Annotated in this window: 18 protein-coding genes; 8 read left to right on the top strand and 10 right to left on the bottom strand. The window is 70.4% G+C overall.

The features are described from left to right. Positions 1-100 precede the first annotated feature (100 nt). Entirely contained in the window at positions 101-1,540 is a 1,440-nt protein-coding gene (gene cysS / locus BQ9890_RS13700) for a cysteine--tRNA ligase (protein WP_075892279.1), read from the bottom strand. On the opposite strand from cysS, the gene BQ9890_RS16635 reads away from it, so the two are divergent. Continuing rightward, positions 1,539-1,664 (top strand): hypothetical protein, encoded by a 126-nt coding sequence (locus tag BQ9890_RS16635; protein ID WP_268258650.1) that lies wholly within the window; start codon positions 1,539-1,541, stop codon positions 1,662-1,664. The two genes, cysS and BQ9890_RS16635, sit on opposite strands and share 2 nt — an antisense overlap. Continuing rightward, complete coding sequence (gene ispF, locus BQ9890_RS13695; RefSeq protein WP_075892277.1) at positions 1,658-2,176, top strand: 2-C-methyl-D-erythritol 2,4-cyclodiphosphate synthase; 519 nt, start codon at positions 1,658-1,660, stop codon at positions 2,174-2,176. Before BQ9890_RS16635 ends, ispF begins: the two co-directional genes overlap by 7 nt. A gap of 224 nt (positions 2,177-2,400) precedes the next feature. On the opposite strand, the gene BQ9890_RS13690 is transcribed toward ispF, so the two are convergent. From BQ9890_RS13690 to BQ9890_RS13670, 5 genes are all read right to left on the bottom strand, one after another. Next, the gene (locus tag BQ9890_RS13690; RefSeq protein ID WP_326844918.1) at positions 2,401-3,915 is read right to left on the bottom strand and encodes an MFS transporter; all 1,515 of its coding nucleotides are present in this window, start codon (positions 3,913-3,915) and stop codon (positions 2,401-2,403) included. A gap of 165 nt (positions 3,916-4,080) precedes the next feature. Then, the gene (locus BQ9890_RS13685) at positions 4,081-4,950 is read right to left on the bottom strand and encodes an IspD/TarI family cytidylyltransferase (RefSeq protein WP_078062480.1); all 870 of its coding nucleotides are present in this window, start codon (positions 4,948-4,950) and stop codon (positions 4,081-4,083) included. Between the two features lie 7 nt (positions 4,951-4,957). Further along, positions 4,958-5,479, bottom strand: coding sequence for a CarD family transcriptional regulator (locus BQ9890_RS13680; RefSeq protein ID WP_075892271.1), 522 nt, complete (start codon positions 5,477-5,479; stop codon positions 4,958-4,960). A gap of 133 nt (positions 5,480-5,612) precedes the next feature. Beyond that, a complete protein-coding gene (locus tag BQ9890_RS13675) occupies positions 5,613-6,296 on the bottom strand; it encodes a response regulator transcription factor (protein WP_075892269.1) in 684 nt (227 codons plus the stop codon). Then, positions 6,293-7,627, bottom strand: a complete 1,335-nt coding sequence (locus tag BQ9890_RS13670) for a sensor histidine kinase (protein ID WP_075892267.1) — start codon at positions 7,625-7,627, stop codon at positions 6,293-6,295. The genes BQ9890_RS13675 and BQ9890_RS13670 overlap by 4 nt, the downstream gene beginning before the upstream one ends. Positions 7,628-7,817: 190 nt before the next feature. On the opposite strand from BQ9890_RS13670, the gene phoU reads away from it, so the two are divergent. After that, positions 7,818-8,489 carry a phosphate signaling complex protein PhoU gene (gene phoU / locus BQ9890_RS13665; RefSeq protein WP_075892266.1) on the top strand — a complete coding sequence of 224 codons (672 nt, stop codon included), beginning with the start codon at positions 7,818-7,820 and terminating at the stop codon, positions 8,487-8,489. 159 nt (positions 8,490-8,648) lie between these two features. Here phoU and BQ9890_RS13660 read toward each other — a convergent pair whose 3' ends face one another. Further along, the gene (locus BQ9890_RS13660) at positions 8,649-9,386 is read right to left on the bottom strand and encodes a phosphoglyceromutase (protein WP_075892264.1); all 738 of its coding nucleotides are present in this window, start codon (positions 9,384-9,386) and stop codon (positions 8,649-8,651) included. Between the two features lie 93 nt (positions 9,387-9,479). Beyond that, positions 9,480-9,809 carry a histone-like nucleoid-structuring protein Lsr2 gene (locus tag BQ9890_RS13655; protein ID WP_075892262.1) on the bottom strand — a complete coding sequence of 110 codons (330 nt, stop codon included), beginning with the start codon at positions 9,807-9,809 and terminating at the stop codon, positions 9,480-9,482. 405 nt (positions 9,810-10,214) lie between these two features. On the opposite strand from BQ9890_RS13655, the gene BQ9890_RS13650 reads away from it, so the two are divergent. From BQ9890_RS13650 to BQ9890_RS13635, 4 genes are all read left to right on the top strand, one after another. Beyond that, positions 10,215-10,880 (top strand): DedA family protein, encoded by a 666-nt coding sequence (locus BQ9890_RS13650; protein ID WP_075892259.1) that lies wholly within the window; start codon positions 10,215-10,217, stop codon positions 10,878-10,880. A gap of 70 nt (positions 10,881-10,950) precedes the next feature. Beyond that, on the top strand, positions 10,951-12,369 hold the full coding sequence (locus BQ9890_RS13645) for an LLM class flavin-dependent oxidoreductase (RefSeq protein WP_230297964.1): 1,419 nt from the start codon (positions 10,951-10,953) through the stop codon (positions 12,367-12,369). Continuing rightward, a complete protein-coding gene (locus BQ9890_RS13640; RefSeq protein WP_075892257.1) occupies positions 12,366-13,061 on the top strand; it encodes a CE1759 family FMN reductase in 696 nt (231 codons plus the stop codon). Before BQ9890_RS13645 ends, BQ9890_RS13640 begins: the two co-directional genes overlap by 4 nt. Next, on the top strand, positions 13,058-13,510 hold the full coding sequence (locus tag BQ9890_RS13635) for a MarR family winged helix-turn-helix transcriptional regulator (RefSeq protein WP_075892255.1): 453 nt from the start codon (positions 13,058-13,060) through the stop codon (positions 13,508-13,510). The genes BQ9890_RS13640 and BQ9890_RS13635 overlap by 4 nt, the downstream gene beginning before the upstream one ends. A gap of 94 nt (positions 13,511-13,604) precedes the next feature. Here the strand turns inward: BQ9890_RS13635 and BQ9890_RS13630 are convergent, their stop codons facing one another. Then, a complete protein-coding gene (locus BQ9890_RS13630) occupies positions 13,605-14,243 on the bottom strand; it encodes an HdeD family acid-resistance protein (RefSeq protein ID WP_075892253.1) in 639 nt (212 codons plus the stop codon). Positions 14,244-14,457: 214 nt separating this feature from the next. Here BQ9890_RS13630 and BQ9890_RS13625 point away from each other — a divergent pair, with 214 nt between their 5' ends. Beyond that, complete coding sequence (locus BQ9890_RS13625) at positions 14,458-15,717, top strand: chloride channel protein (protein ID WP_075892251.1); 1,260 nt, start codon at positions 14,458-14,460, stop codon at positions 15,715-15,717. Between the two features lie 88 nt (positions 15,718-15,805). Here BQ9890_RS13625 and BQ9890_RS16985 read toward each other — a convergent pair whose 3' ends face one another. After that, a complete protein-coding gene (locus tag BQ9890_RS16985) occupies positions 15,806-16,174 on the bottom strand; it encodes a YbdD/YjiX family protein (RefSeq protein ID WP_407638907.1) in 369 nt (122 codons plus the stop codon). Position 16,175: the final 1 nt, after the last annotated feature.

Here is a 16,175-nt window from a genome sequence, read left to right as displayed (position 1 = left end):
GATGTCGCAACACCGTCGAGCTGGCCCGCAGCCCTGCCCGCACTTCGACGTTCACACCCGCGCCGTGATGCCTCCACGAGGACGCTTCAGGAACACATCCTCAGGCGAGTCGCCAGGTGGCTCCGTCCTTGCCGTCCTCCAGCACGACGCCCGCGGCAGCCAGTCGGTCACGCAGGGCGTCCGCCCTCGTCCAGTCCTTGGCGGCACGCGCCTCGGCGCGCTCCTCCACGACCGCCCCGACCAGACTGGACAGCGCCTCGTGTTCGGCGCCCCCGCCCTGGCCTTCGGTCGTCGCCCGCCACTGCGGGGAGGCCGGGTCCAGGCCCAGCACGTCGAGCATGGAGCGCACGAGCGTCTGCTCACGCAGCACGGTCTCCCGGTCTCCCTCGGCCAGGGCGGTGTTGCCCAGGCGCAGGTGCTCGTGCGCCACGGCCAGGGCACCGGCGACATTGAGGTCGTCGTCCATGGCCGCACTGAATCCCCCGGGCAACTCCTCCGGGGCGAGTGCCACGTCCTCGACCTCGCCGACCGTGTCGATGGCCCGGGCCACGAACCCGGAGAAGCGCTCCCAGGCGAGGGCGGCATCGGGCAGGGTCTCGGGCCCCCACTCGATGGCGCTGCGGTGGTGGACGGTCGACAGCGCCCACCTCAGCACCGCGGGCGGGAAGTCGCGGGTCAGGGCCTCCACCGAGAGGGTGTTGCCCAGCGACTTCGACATCTTCTCGCCCTTGGTGGTCACCCACGCGTTGTGGACCCACAGGCGCGCGAAGCCCCACCCGGCGCCGTGGGACTGCGCCTGCTCGTTCTCGTGGTGGGGGAAGCGCAGGTCGATCCCGCCCCCGTGGATGTCGAAGGTCTCACCCAGGTAGCGCCGCGACATGGCCGAGCACTCCAGGTGCCAGCCGGGTCGCCCCTGCCCCCAGGGGGACTCCCACCGGGCGGTGGCGGGTTCCCCGGGCTTGGCCGCCTTCCACAGGGCGAAGTCACGCGGATCCCGCTTGCCGGCCTCGACGGTCGCGTCGATCTGGGAGTCGTCCTCCGTGGTGCGCATGTCGACGAGGCGCTGACGCGTCAGCGAGCCGTAGTCGGGCTGGGAGTGCACGTCGAAGTAGACATTGCCGTGCCCGTCCTCGTAGGCGTGGTCGCGGTCGAGCAGGCGCTGGACGAGGGCGATCTGGTCGGGGATGTGGGCGGTGGCGCGCGGCTCGAAGGTGGGGGGCAGGACACCGAGCGTGCGGTACGCGGCGTCGAACTCCCGCTCGAAGCGCGAGGCCCATGCCCACCACTGCCAGCCCGCCTCGGCGGACTTGGTGAGGATCTTGTCGTCGATGTCGGTGATGTTGCGGATGTAGGTGACATCGGTCCCGCTGCGGCGCAGCCAACGGATGAGGGCGTCGAAGGCGACTGCGGAGCGCAGGTGTCCGACGTGGGGCGCACCCTGCACCGTCGCCCCGCAGAGGTAGATCCCGACGTGGCCGGGGATGACCGGCTCCAGGGGTTGGAGCCGTGCGGTCTTTGAGTCGTGGAGGTGCAGCGCCATGGCTCCCATCGTAGTGGCGGCGCAGGTGGCCCAGGCGGGCGCCCCGGTGGTGGGACCGCGTGACGGCGGCACGGACGGATGGCTCTGCGTGCACGCGCGCGCGGATAGGGTGGTGGCATGGTGATCCCCTTCCGCGTCGGCCAGGCGCTCGACGTCCACGCCTTCGCCCCGGTCCGTGAGGATGCTCCCGTCACGACCATGAAGCTCGCGTGCCTGGAGTGGCCCGGGGAACCCGCCCTGGTGGGTCACTCCGACGGGGACGTCGCCGCCCACGCCGTGTGCGACGCCCTGCTCGCCGCAGCCGGTCTGGGTGACATGGGCACTGTCTTCGGGACCTCACGCCCGGAGTGGGGTGGGGCCCCCGGTGAGGCATTCCTCCACGAGGTCGTGCGCCTGCTCGACGAGGCCGGATGGTCCGTGGGCAATGTGACCGTGCAGGTCATCGGCAACCGACCACGCATGTCGGGGCGCCTCAGCGAGGCCTCCGCCCGCATGGCCGAGGTCATCGGCGCCCCCGTGTCCGTCTCGGCGACCACCACGGACGGCCTGGGGTTCGCGGGTCGCAGCGAGGGCCTCGCCGCACAGGCCGCAGCCCTGGTGGTGCGCTCCGAGGACGACGACGACGTCTTCTTCTGACCCTTCTCCCGCGCGGCCCGCACCCCGCAGACAGGTCCCCGCACGCCCCGCATGCGGGTCCTGACGCGCACGGGTGACGAGGGCGGCCCCGGTGCTGGGCGTGCCCCCGCGCCCCGGGGCACAGGGGCACGGGCAGGTCGACGGACCGGGGACGCAGGATGCCGCCGGTGGGGACGAACCCGTGGGCGCCACGTGTGCAGCGATCGTGTGGGGGACTCCCGGGCTCAACTCCGGGCGGAGGCGGCCCCGCCCTCGTCCTCGTAGATGTCGAGGTGGGCGCGGTCCTGGCGGATCGGGAGCACCAGGACCAGTCCGATCGCGAGGATGAGGACGATGCCCAGGATGCCCCAGTGCGTCGGGTCCTGGCCCTCGGGGGTGAGGTGGCGCCCGATGCGGATGGACAGGCCGTACATGAGGGGGGACAGGAAGGACACCGCGCGCCCGGTGGTGGCGTAGAGGCCGAAGACCTCGCCCTCCCGCCCCTCCGGGATGACGCGACCCAGGAAGGATCGCGAGGCCGACTGCGCGGGGCCGACGAAGACGCACAGCAGCAGGCCCAGCACCCAGAAGACCGGCTTTCCCAGGGAGTGGAGGAGGAAGACGCCGGTCCCGGAGAGCACCATGACGGCCAGTGAGAGCACGATGACCCGCTTCGGGCCGAAGCGGTCGTCCAGCGTCCCGAACCCGATCGTGGCCAGACCGGCGACGACGTTCGCCGCGATCGCGAAGAGGATGACCTCCGAGGCACTGAACCCGAAGACCGTCCCCGCCAGGATCGCCCCGAAGGTGAAGACCCCTGCCAGCCCGTCGCGGAACACCGCGGAGGCGATGAGGAAGGACAGGGCGTGGGGCGCGTTCCTGGCCAGGGAGACGACCGTGCCCCACAGGCGTCGGTAGGAGTCCCAGATGGGTTCGCGCCCGTCGTCCCCGCCGTGGTGGTGCGGGCGCGGCGGGTTGAGGATCACCGGGGTGGCGAACACGGCGAACCACGCCGCGGCGAAGAGCATCGAGACACGGATGTTCATCCCGTTGTCATGGGTGACCCCGAAGAGGCCGACCTCCGGATTGATGAAGGCCACGAAGAGGAACAGGAGCAGCACGATGCCCCCGACGTATCCCATTCCCCAACCCAGGCCGGAGACACGACCCATCGTGGAGCGGTCGGAGATGTGGTTGAGCATCGCGTTGTAGTTGACGGAGGCGAACTCGAAGAAGATGTTGCCCATGCCCAGCAGCGCGATGCCCAGCCACAGGCCCCGCATGCCGCCCAGGGGTCCCTCGGGTGCCACGAAGAACATCAGTGCCATGCACACGACCACCGCTGCGGTGAACCAGCCCAGCCACACCCCACCACGACCCCGGCGGTCGGCCCGCTGGCCGGTGACGGGTGCCAGCAGCGCGATGAGGACCCCCGCGACGGTGAGCCCCAGGGAGAGGTGCTCACTGGAGGTGACCTTGTCGGCGAAGGCACCGGAGGTGAGGTAGACGGAGAAGACGAAGGTGGTCGCGACCGCATTGAAGGCGGCACTCCCCCAGTCCCAGAACGCCCATCCGATGACCGTCGGGGTCATGATGCGCCTGGCGGGGACGAGATCACCCGGGGACGAGGGTGGGGGTGCGCTGGCGGGTCCGTGGACGTCCGGTTGGGACATGTCGGTTCGCTTCCTGTGCGACCGTCGTCGCACTGGCGCGCGACGGCTCCTGGAGGGGCGGGAGCCCGCCCATGGGAAAGCTAGCACGGGCGCTCCCCCGCAGAACGCAGTTGTGCCCCGGGGAGCCGGACAGGACTCCCCCTTCACGAGGGCCCCGGCCTCCCGGCCCCCCGCCCCTTGGGGCGACGGGCGACCGACCGGGGCCGCGGACGATCAGGCGGGGCGACGGGCGACCGGGGGGGCGACGGACGATCAGGTGGGGCGACGGGCGACGAGGAGCTCGGCGAGGAGCAGGTCGGTGCGTGTGGTGACCTTGAGGGCGAGGACGTCGCCGCGGACCATGTCGACGGGCAGGCCCAGCGCCTCGACCAGGGCGGCGTCGTCCGTGGCCGCGGTCGACTCCGAGGCAGCGAGGTCCCGACCGTGCTCGTGCGCACGCAGCAGCACCGACCAGCGGAAGCCCTGCGGTGTCTGGACGGCCCACAGGTGGGAACGATCCGGTGTGCCCACGACCCTGCGCACCTCCGGGTGTGTGTCGCCGTCGCATGCCTCCCCGGGGAGGCGGGCCTCTGTGGACCCCGCGGGGGTTCCCCCGGGACGGGCTCCCGCGAGGGTCTCATGGCCCAGCACGGCCGGACCCACCTGTGACGACTCGGGAGCGACCTCCTTGAGGGTGTCGGTGACGGGCAGACCGGGTACGACGGCGAGACTTCCTTGCTCGATGGCGGTGACGACCCGGGCCACCACCTCGGGGGGCGTCAGACAACGCGCGGCGTCATGGACGAGCACGGGCGTGTCCTCCCCCAGGTCGACACCCGCCAGGGCCGCGGCCTCGGGCAGTGCCTCCAGGCCGGCGGCCACGGACGCCTGGCGTGACGCACCCCCGGCGACGAGGACGACGGGCACGTGCGGTGCGGTGGGGACGTGCCCGGGCAGGACGCGGCGGAAGTCCTCCAGGTCGTGCTCCGGTGCGGTGACGACGAGGGCGGCCACACCTGCGTCGGCCAGGCCCTCGGCCGCACGCTCCAGCAGTGTCCTCCCGGCCAGTTCCACCAGGGCCTTCGGCCCCTCGCAACCCAACCGGTTGCCCGAACCGGCTGCGGTCAGGACGGCGAGTGCCACCACCGTGTCACTCGGCGGCCGCGGTTTCCTGCTCCGCGGCGTCCTCGCCCTCGGCGAGGATCGTGTCGAGGCGCTCCGAGGCGCGCTCCTTGTCGATGTGGCGGGCGAGGGCGAGCTCGGAGGTGAGGATCTGGCGGGCCTTGGTGAGCATCCGCTTCTCCCCGGTGGAGAGCTTCTTGTGTGCGTCGCGGCGCGTCAGGTCGCGCACGACCTCGGAGACCTTGACGATGTCCCCGGTGGCGATCTTCTCCTGGTTGGCCTTGAAGCGGCGTGACCAGTTGGTGGGTTCCTCGACGTAGGGGGCGCGCAGGACGGAGATGACCTCCTCGAGGCCGTCCTCGTCGACGACGTCGCGCACACCCACCAGGTCCACGTTCTCGGCGGGGACCTGGATGGTCAGGTCTCCCTGCGTGACGCGCAGCGTCAGGTAGGTCTTCTCCTCACCACGGATCACGCGCTGGGCGATGTCCTCGATCGTGGCGGCCCCGTGATGGGGATACACGACCGTCTGGCCGATGGTGAAAGTCATGTGATGATGCTCCCTGCGACTCGAGGCGACGCAGGCCATTCTACCAGCAGGCGCGTCGAGTGGCCCGGTGCGGCCTCCGGGGCGTAGGCTCTGCGCCCCTGATCAGGGGTGCGACCCCCTGTGACGGGACCCGTCAGGACACCAGCTTGTACCCCAGTCCCCGCACCGTCACCAGGCGCACGGGATGGGAGGGATCGGGTTCGATCTTCGCCCTCAACCTCTTGACGTGGACGTCGAGGGTCTTGGTCTCCCCGACGTAGTCGATGCCCCACACACGGTCCATGAGCTGGGAGCGGGTCAGCACGCGGTCGGGGTTGCGCGCGAGGTACTCCAGGAGTTCGAACTCCCGCAGGGGCATGGCCACCTGCCGACCGTCGACGGCCACCTCGTGGCGTTCGACCCACAACTGGACGGCGCCGACCTCCAGGAGGTCCTCGTCCTCCTCCTGGAGGGCGGAGGAGCGGCGCCGCAGGACAGCCCTCACCCGTGCGAGCAGCTCACGGTAGCTGTACGGCTTGGTCACGTAGTCGTCCGCGCCGATCTCCAGACCCACGACGCGGTCGACCACGTCGTCCTTCGCGGTGAGCATGATGACGGGGACGTCGGAGGTCTGGCGCAGACGACGGCAGACCTCGGTGCCCGGCAGACCCGGGAGCATGAGGTCCAGGAGGACGAGGTCGAAGTCCCCCGACTCGGCCATGGCCAGTCCGACCTCGCCGTCGGCGGCCTCGCCCACCTCGTACCCGTCGCGACGCAGGTTGAAGGCGAGTGGCTCGCGGTAGGAGTCCTCGTCCTCGACCACCAGGATCGCGCTCATGGCATCCTCTCCCTGATCGGGGCGTCCCCGTCCGGGGAGGCCGTGCTGTCCTCGGGTCCGACGACGTGGGGAGCCCCGGCGCCGTCCCCGTCCTCGCGTGGGCCCTCGTCGGGATCCGGGTCAACGCCCTCGCCCGGCCCCTCTCCGGGATCCCGGTCCGCGCCCTCGTCCCCGTTCCCGTGTGCACCCGGCCCACTGCCGCTCGCCAGGGGCAGGACGAGCGTGAAGGTCGAGCCCCGCCCGGGACGGGACCAGACCGTGACCGTGCCCCCGTGGTCGGCGGCGACGTGCTTGACGATGGAGAGCCCCAGGCCCGTCCCGCCGGTGTTGCGCGACCTGGCCGGGTCCACGCGGTAGAAGCGTTCGAAGATCCGCGCCTGGTCCTCCTCGGAGATCCCGACACCGGAGTCCACGACCGACACCGACACCAGGTCGTCACGGGTCTCGACGCCCACGCTCACCCGGCCACCGCGGGTGGAGTAGCGCACGGCGTTGTCCAGGAGGTTGCGCACGGCCGTGACCAGCATGTCACGGTCCCCCCACACCTGCGCCCCCGAGGCGACCACGGGACCCGTCAACTCGACGCCATTGGCCTCCGCGATGGTCTCCTGGCGCACGATGGCAGCGTTCACGATGTCATCGACGTCCAGCAGTGCTGCGGCGTCCAGTGCATCGGGCTCCTGGAGGCGCGAGAGATCGATGATGTCCTGGACCAGGGCCGCGAGCCGTTCGGCCTCACGCCGCAGGCGCGGGGCGAAGTGGGCGACGGCCTCCTCATCGGAGGGATTGTCGGCGATCGTCTCCGCCAGGAGCTGGATGGCACCCACCGGGGTCTTCAACTCGTGGGAGACGTTGGCGGTGAAGTCCCGTCGTGTCGCCTCCATGCGCCGCTGGAGCGTGAGGTCCTCGGCCAGGACCAGCACGCGTCCGGCGGGCAGGGCGGCCGCACGGACCTCGAAGTCGAGCATCGTCGAGTGCGAGAGCGAGGAGCGTGGCAGCTGCATCTTCTCCGTGAGTGCGAGACCGCCCCGTCGGACCCTGTGGACGAGGTCGAGCAGGGCCTCGTGCCCGAGTTCGTCTCCACGCACCAGACCCTTGGAGTAGGCGGCGGCGCCGGCCCGCACGATCGCGTCATCGGCCTCCACGACGATGGCGATGCCCGGCAGGGCCGTGAGGATGGAGAGGACCTCACCGGGGAGTCCCTCGTGGTCGACATCGACCGTCTCCTCGGCGCGCTGTTGGCGCTCCGAGAAGATGAACGCGGTGACCCCGACCACTCCGACGAGCAGTCCCAGGGCGGCCACGATGACCAGTGTGAGAACTTCCGGCACGCCGACCACAGTAGCGTCTCGACTCGACCGCCCGGCAGCCCCGGGAGCAGATCCGGACGCCCACGGGTGGACGGCCACCCGGGGTTCACCAACCGTTCACCCCGCGGAAGGCGCACGGCTGCCCGACAATGGTGTGATGTGGTCCGGAACCCCGTGACCGTGCGGGGTCGAAGCGAAAGAGGCTGTATCCGTGCGTGAACTCTACCGTCAGGACCTCGCCCAGCTCGGCGAGGAGCTCGAGCACATGAGCCGCAACGTGACACGGGCGATCGAACGGGCGACCAAGGCACTGGGTGAGGGCGATCTGACGATCGCCGAGCAGACCATCGACGCCGACGAACGCCTGGACGACGCTGCGCGCAACATCGACGAGATGTGCGTGTCCCTGCTCGCCCTGCAGGCGCCGGTCGCCTCAGACCTGCGACTGATCCTCGCCGGACTGCGCCTGTCCCAGACCATGGAACGACAGGGTGACCTCGCCCGCCACATCGCCCTGATCGCGCGCGCGACGTACCCGAACCACTCCATCTGCGAGCTCGCGGCCCCCCAGATCAACAAGATGGGCGAGGCGGCCGTCAACATGGCGAGGATGACCCAGGAGCTCGTGGCCAGCCAGGACCTGTCCCTGGCGGCACGCGTCCAGGACGAGGACGACGTCCTCGACGACCTCCAGGTCGAGGTGCGTCGCCTCATCGCCGACGAGTCGAACGACTTCACCCGCACCCAGATCATCGACCTGACCCTGGCGGCGCGGTTCCTGGAGCGCTTCGGCGACCACGCGGTCTCGGTGGCCCGCAGGGTGGGCTACATCGTCGAGGGGACGGCAGGAGGCACCGAGGAGGGCTTCACGGGTCGCCTCTGACCCGGGGGACCGACGGGGACCGGTGGCACCGGGTCCTGGACGGACCGACGGCCGCCCCCCATATGACGCAGAGCGCCCCCGGACCTCGACGGTCCGGGGGCGCTCCTGTCCGGGGATGCCGGTGAGTGGGGTCAGGGCCCCGGCCTCACCGGCGTGGTGTCACTTGCCCTGGTTGGCGACGGCCGCGATCTTGGCCTCGGCGTCGGGATCCAGGTAGGTGCCACCCTTCTTCACGGGCTCGAGGGTCTCCTCGTCGAGCTCGTAGACGAGCGGGATGCCCGTGGGGATGTTCAGCCCGGAGATGTCGTCGTCGGAGATGTGGTCGAGGTGCTTGACGATGGCACGCAGGGAGTTGCCGTGTGCGGCGACCATGACGGTCTTGCCGGAACGGATTTCGGGGACGATGGCCTCCTCCCAGTAGGGCAGCAGACGCTCGAGGACGTCCTTGAGGCACTCGGTGCGCGGGATCGGCTCACCGGCGTAGCGCACGTCGGTGTCCTGGGAGAACTCGGAGCCGAGCTCGATCGCCGGCGGCGGGACGTCGTAGGAGCGACGCCACTGCATGAACTGCTCCTCGCCGTACTCCTCGCGGATCTCCTTCTTGTTCTTTCCCTGCAGGGCACCGTAGTGACGCTCGTTGAGGCGCCAGTTGCGCTGGACGGGGATCCAGTGACGGTCGGCGGCGTCCAGGGACAGGTTCGCGGTCATGATCGCGCGACGCAGCAGCGACGTGAACAGGAGGTCGGGCAGGACCCCGGCCTCCTTGAGCAGTTCGCCACCGTGGACTGCCTCGGCGCGTCCCTTCTCGGACAGCGGCACGTCGACCCAGCCGGTGAACAGGTTCTTCGCATTCCATTCGCTCTCGCCGTGGCGGAGGAGCACCAATGTGTAGGTCATGCGCCCATTGTCACATCACGGGCGCCCACCTGTCATGGGACCGCCCCCGGGACCTCGGGGTCCCGGGGGCGGTCATGGTCGGGCCGATGCGGCTCAGGCGTTCTCGGCGTGGTACTTCTCCACGACGGGAGCAGGGATGCGACCGCGGTCGGAGACCTCGATCCCCTTCTTCTGCGCCCAGGCGCGAATCTGCGCCGCCTCGGAAGGGGCCCCGGAGGAGGCACGGCGACGTCGCGTGGCGGTGGCGCGGCCACCGACCCGACGTGCGTGGGACTCCCACTTCGCGAAATCCTCGAGCAACTCGGTTGCGTGCTCCTCATTCAGGTCGATCTCGAAGGAGACGCCATTCACGGAGAATGAAATCGTCCGGTCCGCGCTCGAGCCGTCAATGTCATCCACCAGGATGACCTCGGTCTTCTTCATGTCCCACTCCCGTCGTCACACAATGGATGAACTGTCGGAACAGAACAGTATCAGCGGCGGCTGGGAATGTCATCAAGAATGCGACGGAGCGGAAATACGGAAGTGTGTGCACCTTCGACACGCAGATGGTTCACAGAACCGGGAGATGCCCCGGTTCTGGCGTTCCCGTGCTGAATTGGCAAAAGTGCCGCAAATGGGAGAGATATGGAACACAAGTCCCATTTCGGTTCCCCACCCTCACCCCTGACCTGCGGAACCAGGGTCCATTCAGGGCGTTCCCCGATGGCCGCCGAGCTCCCCGGGGTGCCATCGTGGAGGACACGGGGCAGGCGGTCCCGTCCCCGACCCGGTATCTGCCCTGAATGCACACGCCGCACCGACGAGCGACCCGGAAGGAACACCTCCATGGAGTTCATCGACCTCATCGGCTCGGTGGGCCCCCGACTCGCGGAATGGACCGGTTCGGCAGCAACCTCACAGTGGTCCCTGCTGGCCCTCGCAATACTGTGCTGGGGTGACGGCTTCTTTCCGCCCCTGCCCGCGGGAACTCTTGTCTCCGCTCTCGGCGCCGCCTCGATCTCCACCGGAAATCCCCTGCTCCTGGTGGCGACAATTGCAATCGCGTCAACTTTCGCTCTTGCCGGGGACATGACAATGGTGGCAATTGGACGCAGGATTCCACACGACGGCACGTCACGGTTCTCCCGGCTCGCCCGCACCATTGGTTCGCGTGCCGAGCAGCACTGGACGGTGCTCCTCTCGACCTCGCGTTTCATCCCGGTCCTCAGGGTCGCCGTCTTCCTCGCAGCAGGATCACAACGCGTCCCCACCAGACGCATCCTCCTGCTCGACGGCATTGCGGCCACCACCTGGGGCTGCGTGTACGCACTGGCCGGCGGGCTGGGTGGCACCCTGGCCAGCCATCCCGTGGTGGGCATGCTCATCGGGATCCTCATCGGCGCACTGGCCGGCACCCTGGTCGGCCTCGTCGCGCAGCGGGTCCAGCTCTCACGCGCACGGCTCGTCACCGATGTGGCAGTTCCCACGTCCTCCCCCTCGACATGTAGTTGAAATCTGTAATACTTGTGGCAGCTGCCGCGACCCGTCGGCGGCGTGACCGGACACACCGGAGGACAGCCACATGCAGTTCGGCATCTTCACCGTCAGTGACGAGACCACCGACCCGACCACCGGGCACACGCCCGATGACGCCGAACGGATCGCCGCCACCCTGACGATCGCCCAGCATGCGGAGGAAGTGGGCCTGGACGTGTTCGCGCTGGGCGAACACCACAACCCACCCTTCTTCAGCTCCTCACCCACCACCACGCTGGCACGCATCGCCGCCACGACCACCCGGCTGCACCTGTCGACCTCGACCACGCTCATCACCACGAACGACCCGGTGAAGATCGCCGAGGACTACGCGATGCTGCAGTACATGTCGGGAGGTCGCATCGACCTCATGATGGGGCGCGGCAACACGGGTCCGGTCTATCCCTGGTTCGGCAAGGACATCCGTGAGGGGATCCCGCTGGCCGTGGAGAACTACGCACTGCTGCGTCGACTCTGGGACGAGGACGTCGTGACCTGGGAGGGCCGCCACCGCACCCCCCTGCGTGGCTTCACCTCCACGCCGCGCCCACTGGACGGCATCGCCCCCTTCGTCTGGCACGGGTCCATCCGCTCCCCCGAGATCGCCGAGCAGGCCGCCTACTACGGCGACGGCTTCTTCCACAACCACATCTTCTGGCCCGCCGACCACACCCGGCGCATGGTCGCCCTCTACCGCCAGCGTTTCGAGCACCACGGACACGGACCGGCGAAGAAGGCCGTCGTCGGGCTGGGCGGCCAGGTCTTCATGCGACCACGCTCGCAGGACGCCGTGGCGGAGTTCCGTCCCTACCTCGACAACGCCCCCGTCTACGGACACGGCGCTTCCCTGGAGGAGTTCACGGAGATGACTCCCCTGACCGTCGGTTCACCCCAACAGGTCATCGACCGCACCCTCGGGTTCCGGGACTACGTCGGGGACTACCAGCGCCAGCTCTTCCTCATGGACCACGCGGGACTCCCACTCAGGACGGTCCTGGAGCAGCTCGACCTGCTCGGCGGTGAGGTCGTGCCCGTCCTGCGCCGCGAGTTCGAGGCCATGCGCGACCCGGAGGTCCCCTCCGACCCCCCGACCCACGAGTCCCTCCTGCAGGAACGCGACGGCGCGGGCACGACCAGCGCCGTCACCACCGAACTCGCGCGCGCGGCACGGGTGCGCGAGGAGGTCCGTCTCGCCCGGGGCCTCCCGGACGAGGGCGTGCACGTGGGGGACCCGACGGAGACGCAGCACCTGTCCGTGCCTGCCGGGCGGACCCCCACCCCACGCCCGGTCCCGGCTGCGGGGGAGGACGACGACACCGTGGCGCCGGGGGACGGGTTCGGCCCACGGGTCCCCTCGGACTCACAGGACTCGGTGACGGGCGCCTCCTTCTACCCACGGGCGGCCAGCGACGGCGACGCCGTGGACGGGGCGGATGCCCTCATCGAGGCGGCTGAGCAGCGATGAGCGACCACGCCCCGGTGAGCGTCGCCGTGGTCAATGCGGGGCTGTCCGACGCCTCCTCCACCGCCCGGCTCGGACACGCCGTGGTCGACGCACTGCAGGAGGCCGCGTCCCGTCGTGGGACCGGCGTGGACGCCCGTGCGGTGGACCTGCGTCCACTGTCGCACGGCATCGCCGATGCACTCACGCTGGGCTTCGCCCCGCCCGAGGTCCAGGAGGCACTGGACACCGTGGCCGGTGCGGACGCGCTCGTCGCCCTGACCCCCGTGTACCGGGCCTCCTACTCGGGCCTGTTCAAGTCCTTCTTCGACGTCCTCGACGAGGACGCCCTGCGCGGCACCCCCGTCCTGCTCGGGGCCACGGGCGGGACACCGCGACACGCCCTCGTCACCGAGACGGCGATGCGCCCCCTCTTCACCTACCTCCACGCCCCCGCGGTCACGACCGCCCTGTACGCCGCGACGGAGGACTGGGGTGCCCACGCCTCCGACTCCGACGGGCTGGGCGGGGCACGCCTCGGGCGGAGGATCCGCCAGGGCGCGGAGGAACTCCTGGACGCACTCCGCCTCCCTGCCGGGACGACGGAGGGTGGGGGTGTGGGCCGGGAGGACACGACGCCCGGACCGGACGCCGCGGAGGACTTCCCCGGGTTCGTGGACTTCGAGACGCTGTTGCACCGCGGCGGTCTCCGATGAGCCACGGGACCGCGGCCCGGGCCCGTGCCTGGGAGGTCTTCTTCACGACCACCTCACGGCTGTCGGACCGACTCGAACGCGGACTCAAGGAGTACTGCTCCCTGAGCCTCCCCGAGTACAACGTCCTCCTGCAGGTCTCGCGCGCCGGCGAGGAGGGGATCCGGCCCTCGATGCTCGCCCACGAGGTCGTCTTCAGCCCCTCCCGCCTGACCCACACCCTCAAGCGGCTCGCAGCGCGTGGACTGCTGGAGAGACGCTCCTGCGACACCGACGGCCGTGGTGGGCAGGTGCACCTCACGCCGGAGGGCCGCGCCAGCTTCGACCACGCTGCCCGGGTGCACCGTGGTCTCGTGCGGGAGCTGGTGCTCGACGGCCTCGAACCCGGCGAGGACGAGATCCTCGGACGTGTCTTCTCCCGCATCGCCCGGCGTCTGGACGAGGAGTCCTGAGAACGGGGAGCGGCGCCGACCCCGTGGGTCGACGCCGCTCCTCCGACTGGTCACCGGTCGGGAAGTCCCGCCACCGACAGCCCTGGTCCCGGGGTCAGTGCTCGACGACGGTCCCCTCGATGATGCCGTCGTCCAGGGCAGCCTCGGCGTCGCGGCCCAGACGGATGCCACGGATGATCGCCACGACGCCACTGACCACCAGGGCCGCACCGGTGAAGATCACCAGCCAGACCGCGGACCAGCCGGGGACCGCGAGGACGGTCACGCCGGCGAGGATCGAGATGATCCCGAAGGCGATGGCCCAGCCCTGCGAGGCCGCAGAGCCGGACTCGACGAGGGCCAGGATGCCCTCCACGATCCAGGAGATCCCGACGATGAAGCCGATGACGACGGCCAGGGTCGCGGCCGCCAGTGCGGAGTTGCGCAGCATGAAGACACCGCCGACGAGGAACAGGACGCCGAAGATCAGGTCGAGCACCCGCAGGCCCGCAGACAGACCCGGCGTGGACAGCGCCAGGAGGACGCGGGCGACACCCGAGATGAGGAAGTAGATGCCCAGCAGGACCGCGGCGACCTGCAGGGACTTGGTCGGCCAGAAGAGCAGGAGTGCACCGATGATGATGGCCGCGGAGCCCGCGACGAGGATCGTCGACCGCACGGCACGCAGGACTGAGCTGGTCACTCTCAAGGCATCGAGACGCAGGGAGTCGAAGGGGGTGGTTGGCGTGGACATGTGTCCTCCCGAGGATGCAGTGCAGGCCCTTCACCCGGCGGGTGCCGGAGGGTCCGCCCTCAGCGTAGACGCCCCGCGGTTTCCACGGCACTCCCGCACCGGGAACCGGACCGGTGTGACACGGTTGTCCGTCGCGGTTCCCCTCCCGGCCCGGCCGGGGGCTCGCAGCGGGTCCGGTTCGCCCGGGGAGGAACACGCGTCGTAGCGTGGGGTCATGGACCCAGCAGGTGAGGCGCACACCCCCGCCGTCCGTTTCCTCGCGGCCGTGCTCCTGGCGGGCCTCACCGCCGGTGCCACGGGCTGGTTCTTCGTGCACCTGTTGCACGTGCTGGAGCGCCTCGCCTACGGCATGGGGGACGGCACGTTCCTGGACGCCGTCGTCTCCACCGACCCGCGCAGACGGGTGGCCGTCCTCGCCCTCGCCGGCGTCCTGGGTGGCGTGTCCTGGTTCCTCATCCGCCGACACGGTCGCGGCATCGTCTCCGTCGCCGACGCGGTGGAGGGTTGGCGCATGCCGATCGTCACCACCTTCCTGCACTCCACCACCCAGGTCGTCATCGTCGGGTTGGGCGCCTCCATCGGGCGCGAGGTGGCACCCCGCGAGATGAGCGCGGCCTGGGCGGGTCTCATCTCCGACAGGTTGGGGCTCTCCCGGGAGGACCGCCGCACGATCGTCGCCTGCGGTGCGGGAGCAGGACTGGCCTCCGTCTACTCGATCCCCCTCTCGGGCGCGGTGTTCGCGCTGGAGGTCCTCCTGGTCCGGCTCGGGCCACGAACCGTCTGGCCCGCCCTGGCAGTCTCGGGCATCGCGGTCCTGGTCGCGGACGGCTGGCAGCGACCCGAGCCCTTCTACACCGTGCCCGAGCTCCACCCCACCGCCTCGCTCCTGGTGTGGGCCGTCATCGCGGGCCCCCTCCTGGGTGTGCTCGGGCACCTGTTCCACCGTCTCGTCCACCGCTTCGAGATCGCCCGTCCCACGGGCGTCGGCCTGCTCGTGACGATGCCGTTGGCCTTCACGGCGGTGGGGCTGGTCTCGGTGTGGGTGCCCAGCGTCCTGGGCAACGGACAGTCGACGGCACAGACCGCTTTCGACGCGACCCTGCTGGGACCCCTCGCCGTGGTCGTGCTGGCCCGGGCCGTCGCGACACTGCTGACGATCCGCTCCGGTGCCTGGGGCGGGACACTGACCCCCGGGATCGCGCTGGGTGCGGGTCTGGGGGCACTGGGGGGACTGGCCTGGTCACTGGTGTGGCCGGGTACCCAGATCGCGGCATTCGCCTTCATCGGTGCCGCCGCGTTCCTCGGCACGTCGATGCGTGCGCCCTTCACCGCCCTCGTGCTGGTCCTGGAGTTCACCCAGCAGGGTGTGCAGGTCCTGGTACCGGCCCTCCTGGCGCTGGCGGGTGCCGTGGCCGGGTCCGCCTGGATCGAGGGACGCCTCTCCGCGGCGTCCGAGCACCACGACACGCCCTGACCGGGGTCCACGCCTGACGGGTCGCCCGACCCGCACCCCGTCGACAGGGGTCGGTCGGACGGGTGGTCCGGTGCCCCGGGGGGATGTGTCAGCAGCAGCCCGTGGACACGTTCTCCTCGTCGAAGTCGGCGCGGGCGCGCCAGAACTGACGCTCCGTCATCGGCTCGTGGTCGGGGTGCTCGCGGACATGACGTTCCACGTAGCGGTCATAGGCCGACTCCCCCGTGAAGTCACGCCACAGTCGACGGGCCTCCTGCAGGTGCTCGCACAGGGACTCCCGGACGCCGTGCCACCGTGTCCTCCGGTCCGTGCCCGGCCCGGGGCCGTCGCCCCCCGGTCCCCGCTCCCCCTCCCCCGTGCGTGCAGCCGCACGCAGGTGCGGCACCGGGCGCACGGCGGTGCCGCCCTCGTCCGTGGGAGGGACGGGGGCGACACCGCACGTGCGCGGGGAGGACACC

The sequence above is a fragment of the Actinomyces provencensis genome, assembly GCF_900155435.1.
GTDB classification, from domain to species: domain Bacteria; phylum Actinomycetota; class Actinomycetes; order Actinomycetales; family Actinomycetaceae; genus Pauljensenia; species Pauljensenia provencensis.
This window is presented reverse-complemented; position numbering and strand designations above follow the sequence as displayed.

Excerpts from the sequence above, each read along its gene's own strand:
- BQ9890_RS16635 (WP_268258650.1), top strand. The coding sequence starts at position 1,539 with ATGGCTCCCATCGTAGTGGCGGCGCAGGTGGCCCAGGCGGGCGCCCCG.
- cysS (WP_075892279.1), bottom strand. The coding sequence starts at position 1,540 with ATGGCGCTGCACCTCCACGACTCAAAGACCGCACGGCTCCAACCCCTG.
- ispF (WP_075892277.1), top strand. The coding sequence starts at position 1,658 with ATGGTGATCCCCTTCCGCGTCGGCCAGGCGCTCGACGTCCACGCCTTC.
- BQ9890_RS13680 (WP_075892271.1), bottom strand. The coding sequence starts at position 5,479 with ATGACTTTCACCATCGGCCAGACGGTCGTGTATCCCCATCACGGGGCC.
- BQ9890_RS13675 (WP_075892269.1), bottom strand. The coding sequence starts at position 6,296 with ATGAGCGCGATCCTGGTGGTCGAGGACGAGGACTCCTACCGCGAGCCA.
- BQ9890_RS13660 (WP_075892264.1), bottom strand. The coding sequence starts at position 9,386 with ATGACCTACACATTGGTGCTCCTCCGCCACGGCGAGAGCGAATGGAAT.
- BQ9890_RS13655 (WP_075892262.1), bottom strand. The coding sequence starts at position 9,809 with ATGAAGAAGACCGAGGTCATCCTGGTGGATGACATTGACGGCTCGAGC.
- BQ9890_RS13650 (WP_075892259.1), top strand. The coding sequence starts at position 10,215 with ATGGAGTTCATCGACCTCATCGGCTCGGTGGGCCCCCGACTCGCGGAA.
- BQ9890_RS13645 (WP_230297964.1), top strand. The coding sequence starts at position 10,951 with ATGCAGTTCGGCATCTTCACCGTCAGTGACGAGACCACCGACCCGACC.
- BQ9890_RS13640 (WP_075892257.1), top strand. The coding sequence starts at position 12,366 with ATGAGCGACCACGCCCCGGTGAGCGTCGCCGTGGTCAATGCGGGGCTG.
- BQ9890_RS13635 (WP_075892255.1), top strand. The coding sequence starts at position 13,058 with ATGAGCCACGGGACCGCGGCCCGGGCCCGTGCCTGGGAGGTCTTCTTC.
- BQ9890_RS13630 (WP_075892253.1), bottom strand. The coding sequence starts at position 14,243 with ATGTCCACGCCAACCACCCCCTTCGACTCCCTGCGTCTCGATGCCTTG.
- BQ9890_RS13625 (WP_075892251.1), top strand. The coding sequence starts at position 14,458 with ATGGACCCAGCAGGTGAGGCGCACACCCCCGCCGTCCGTTTCCTCGCG.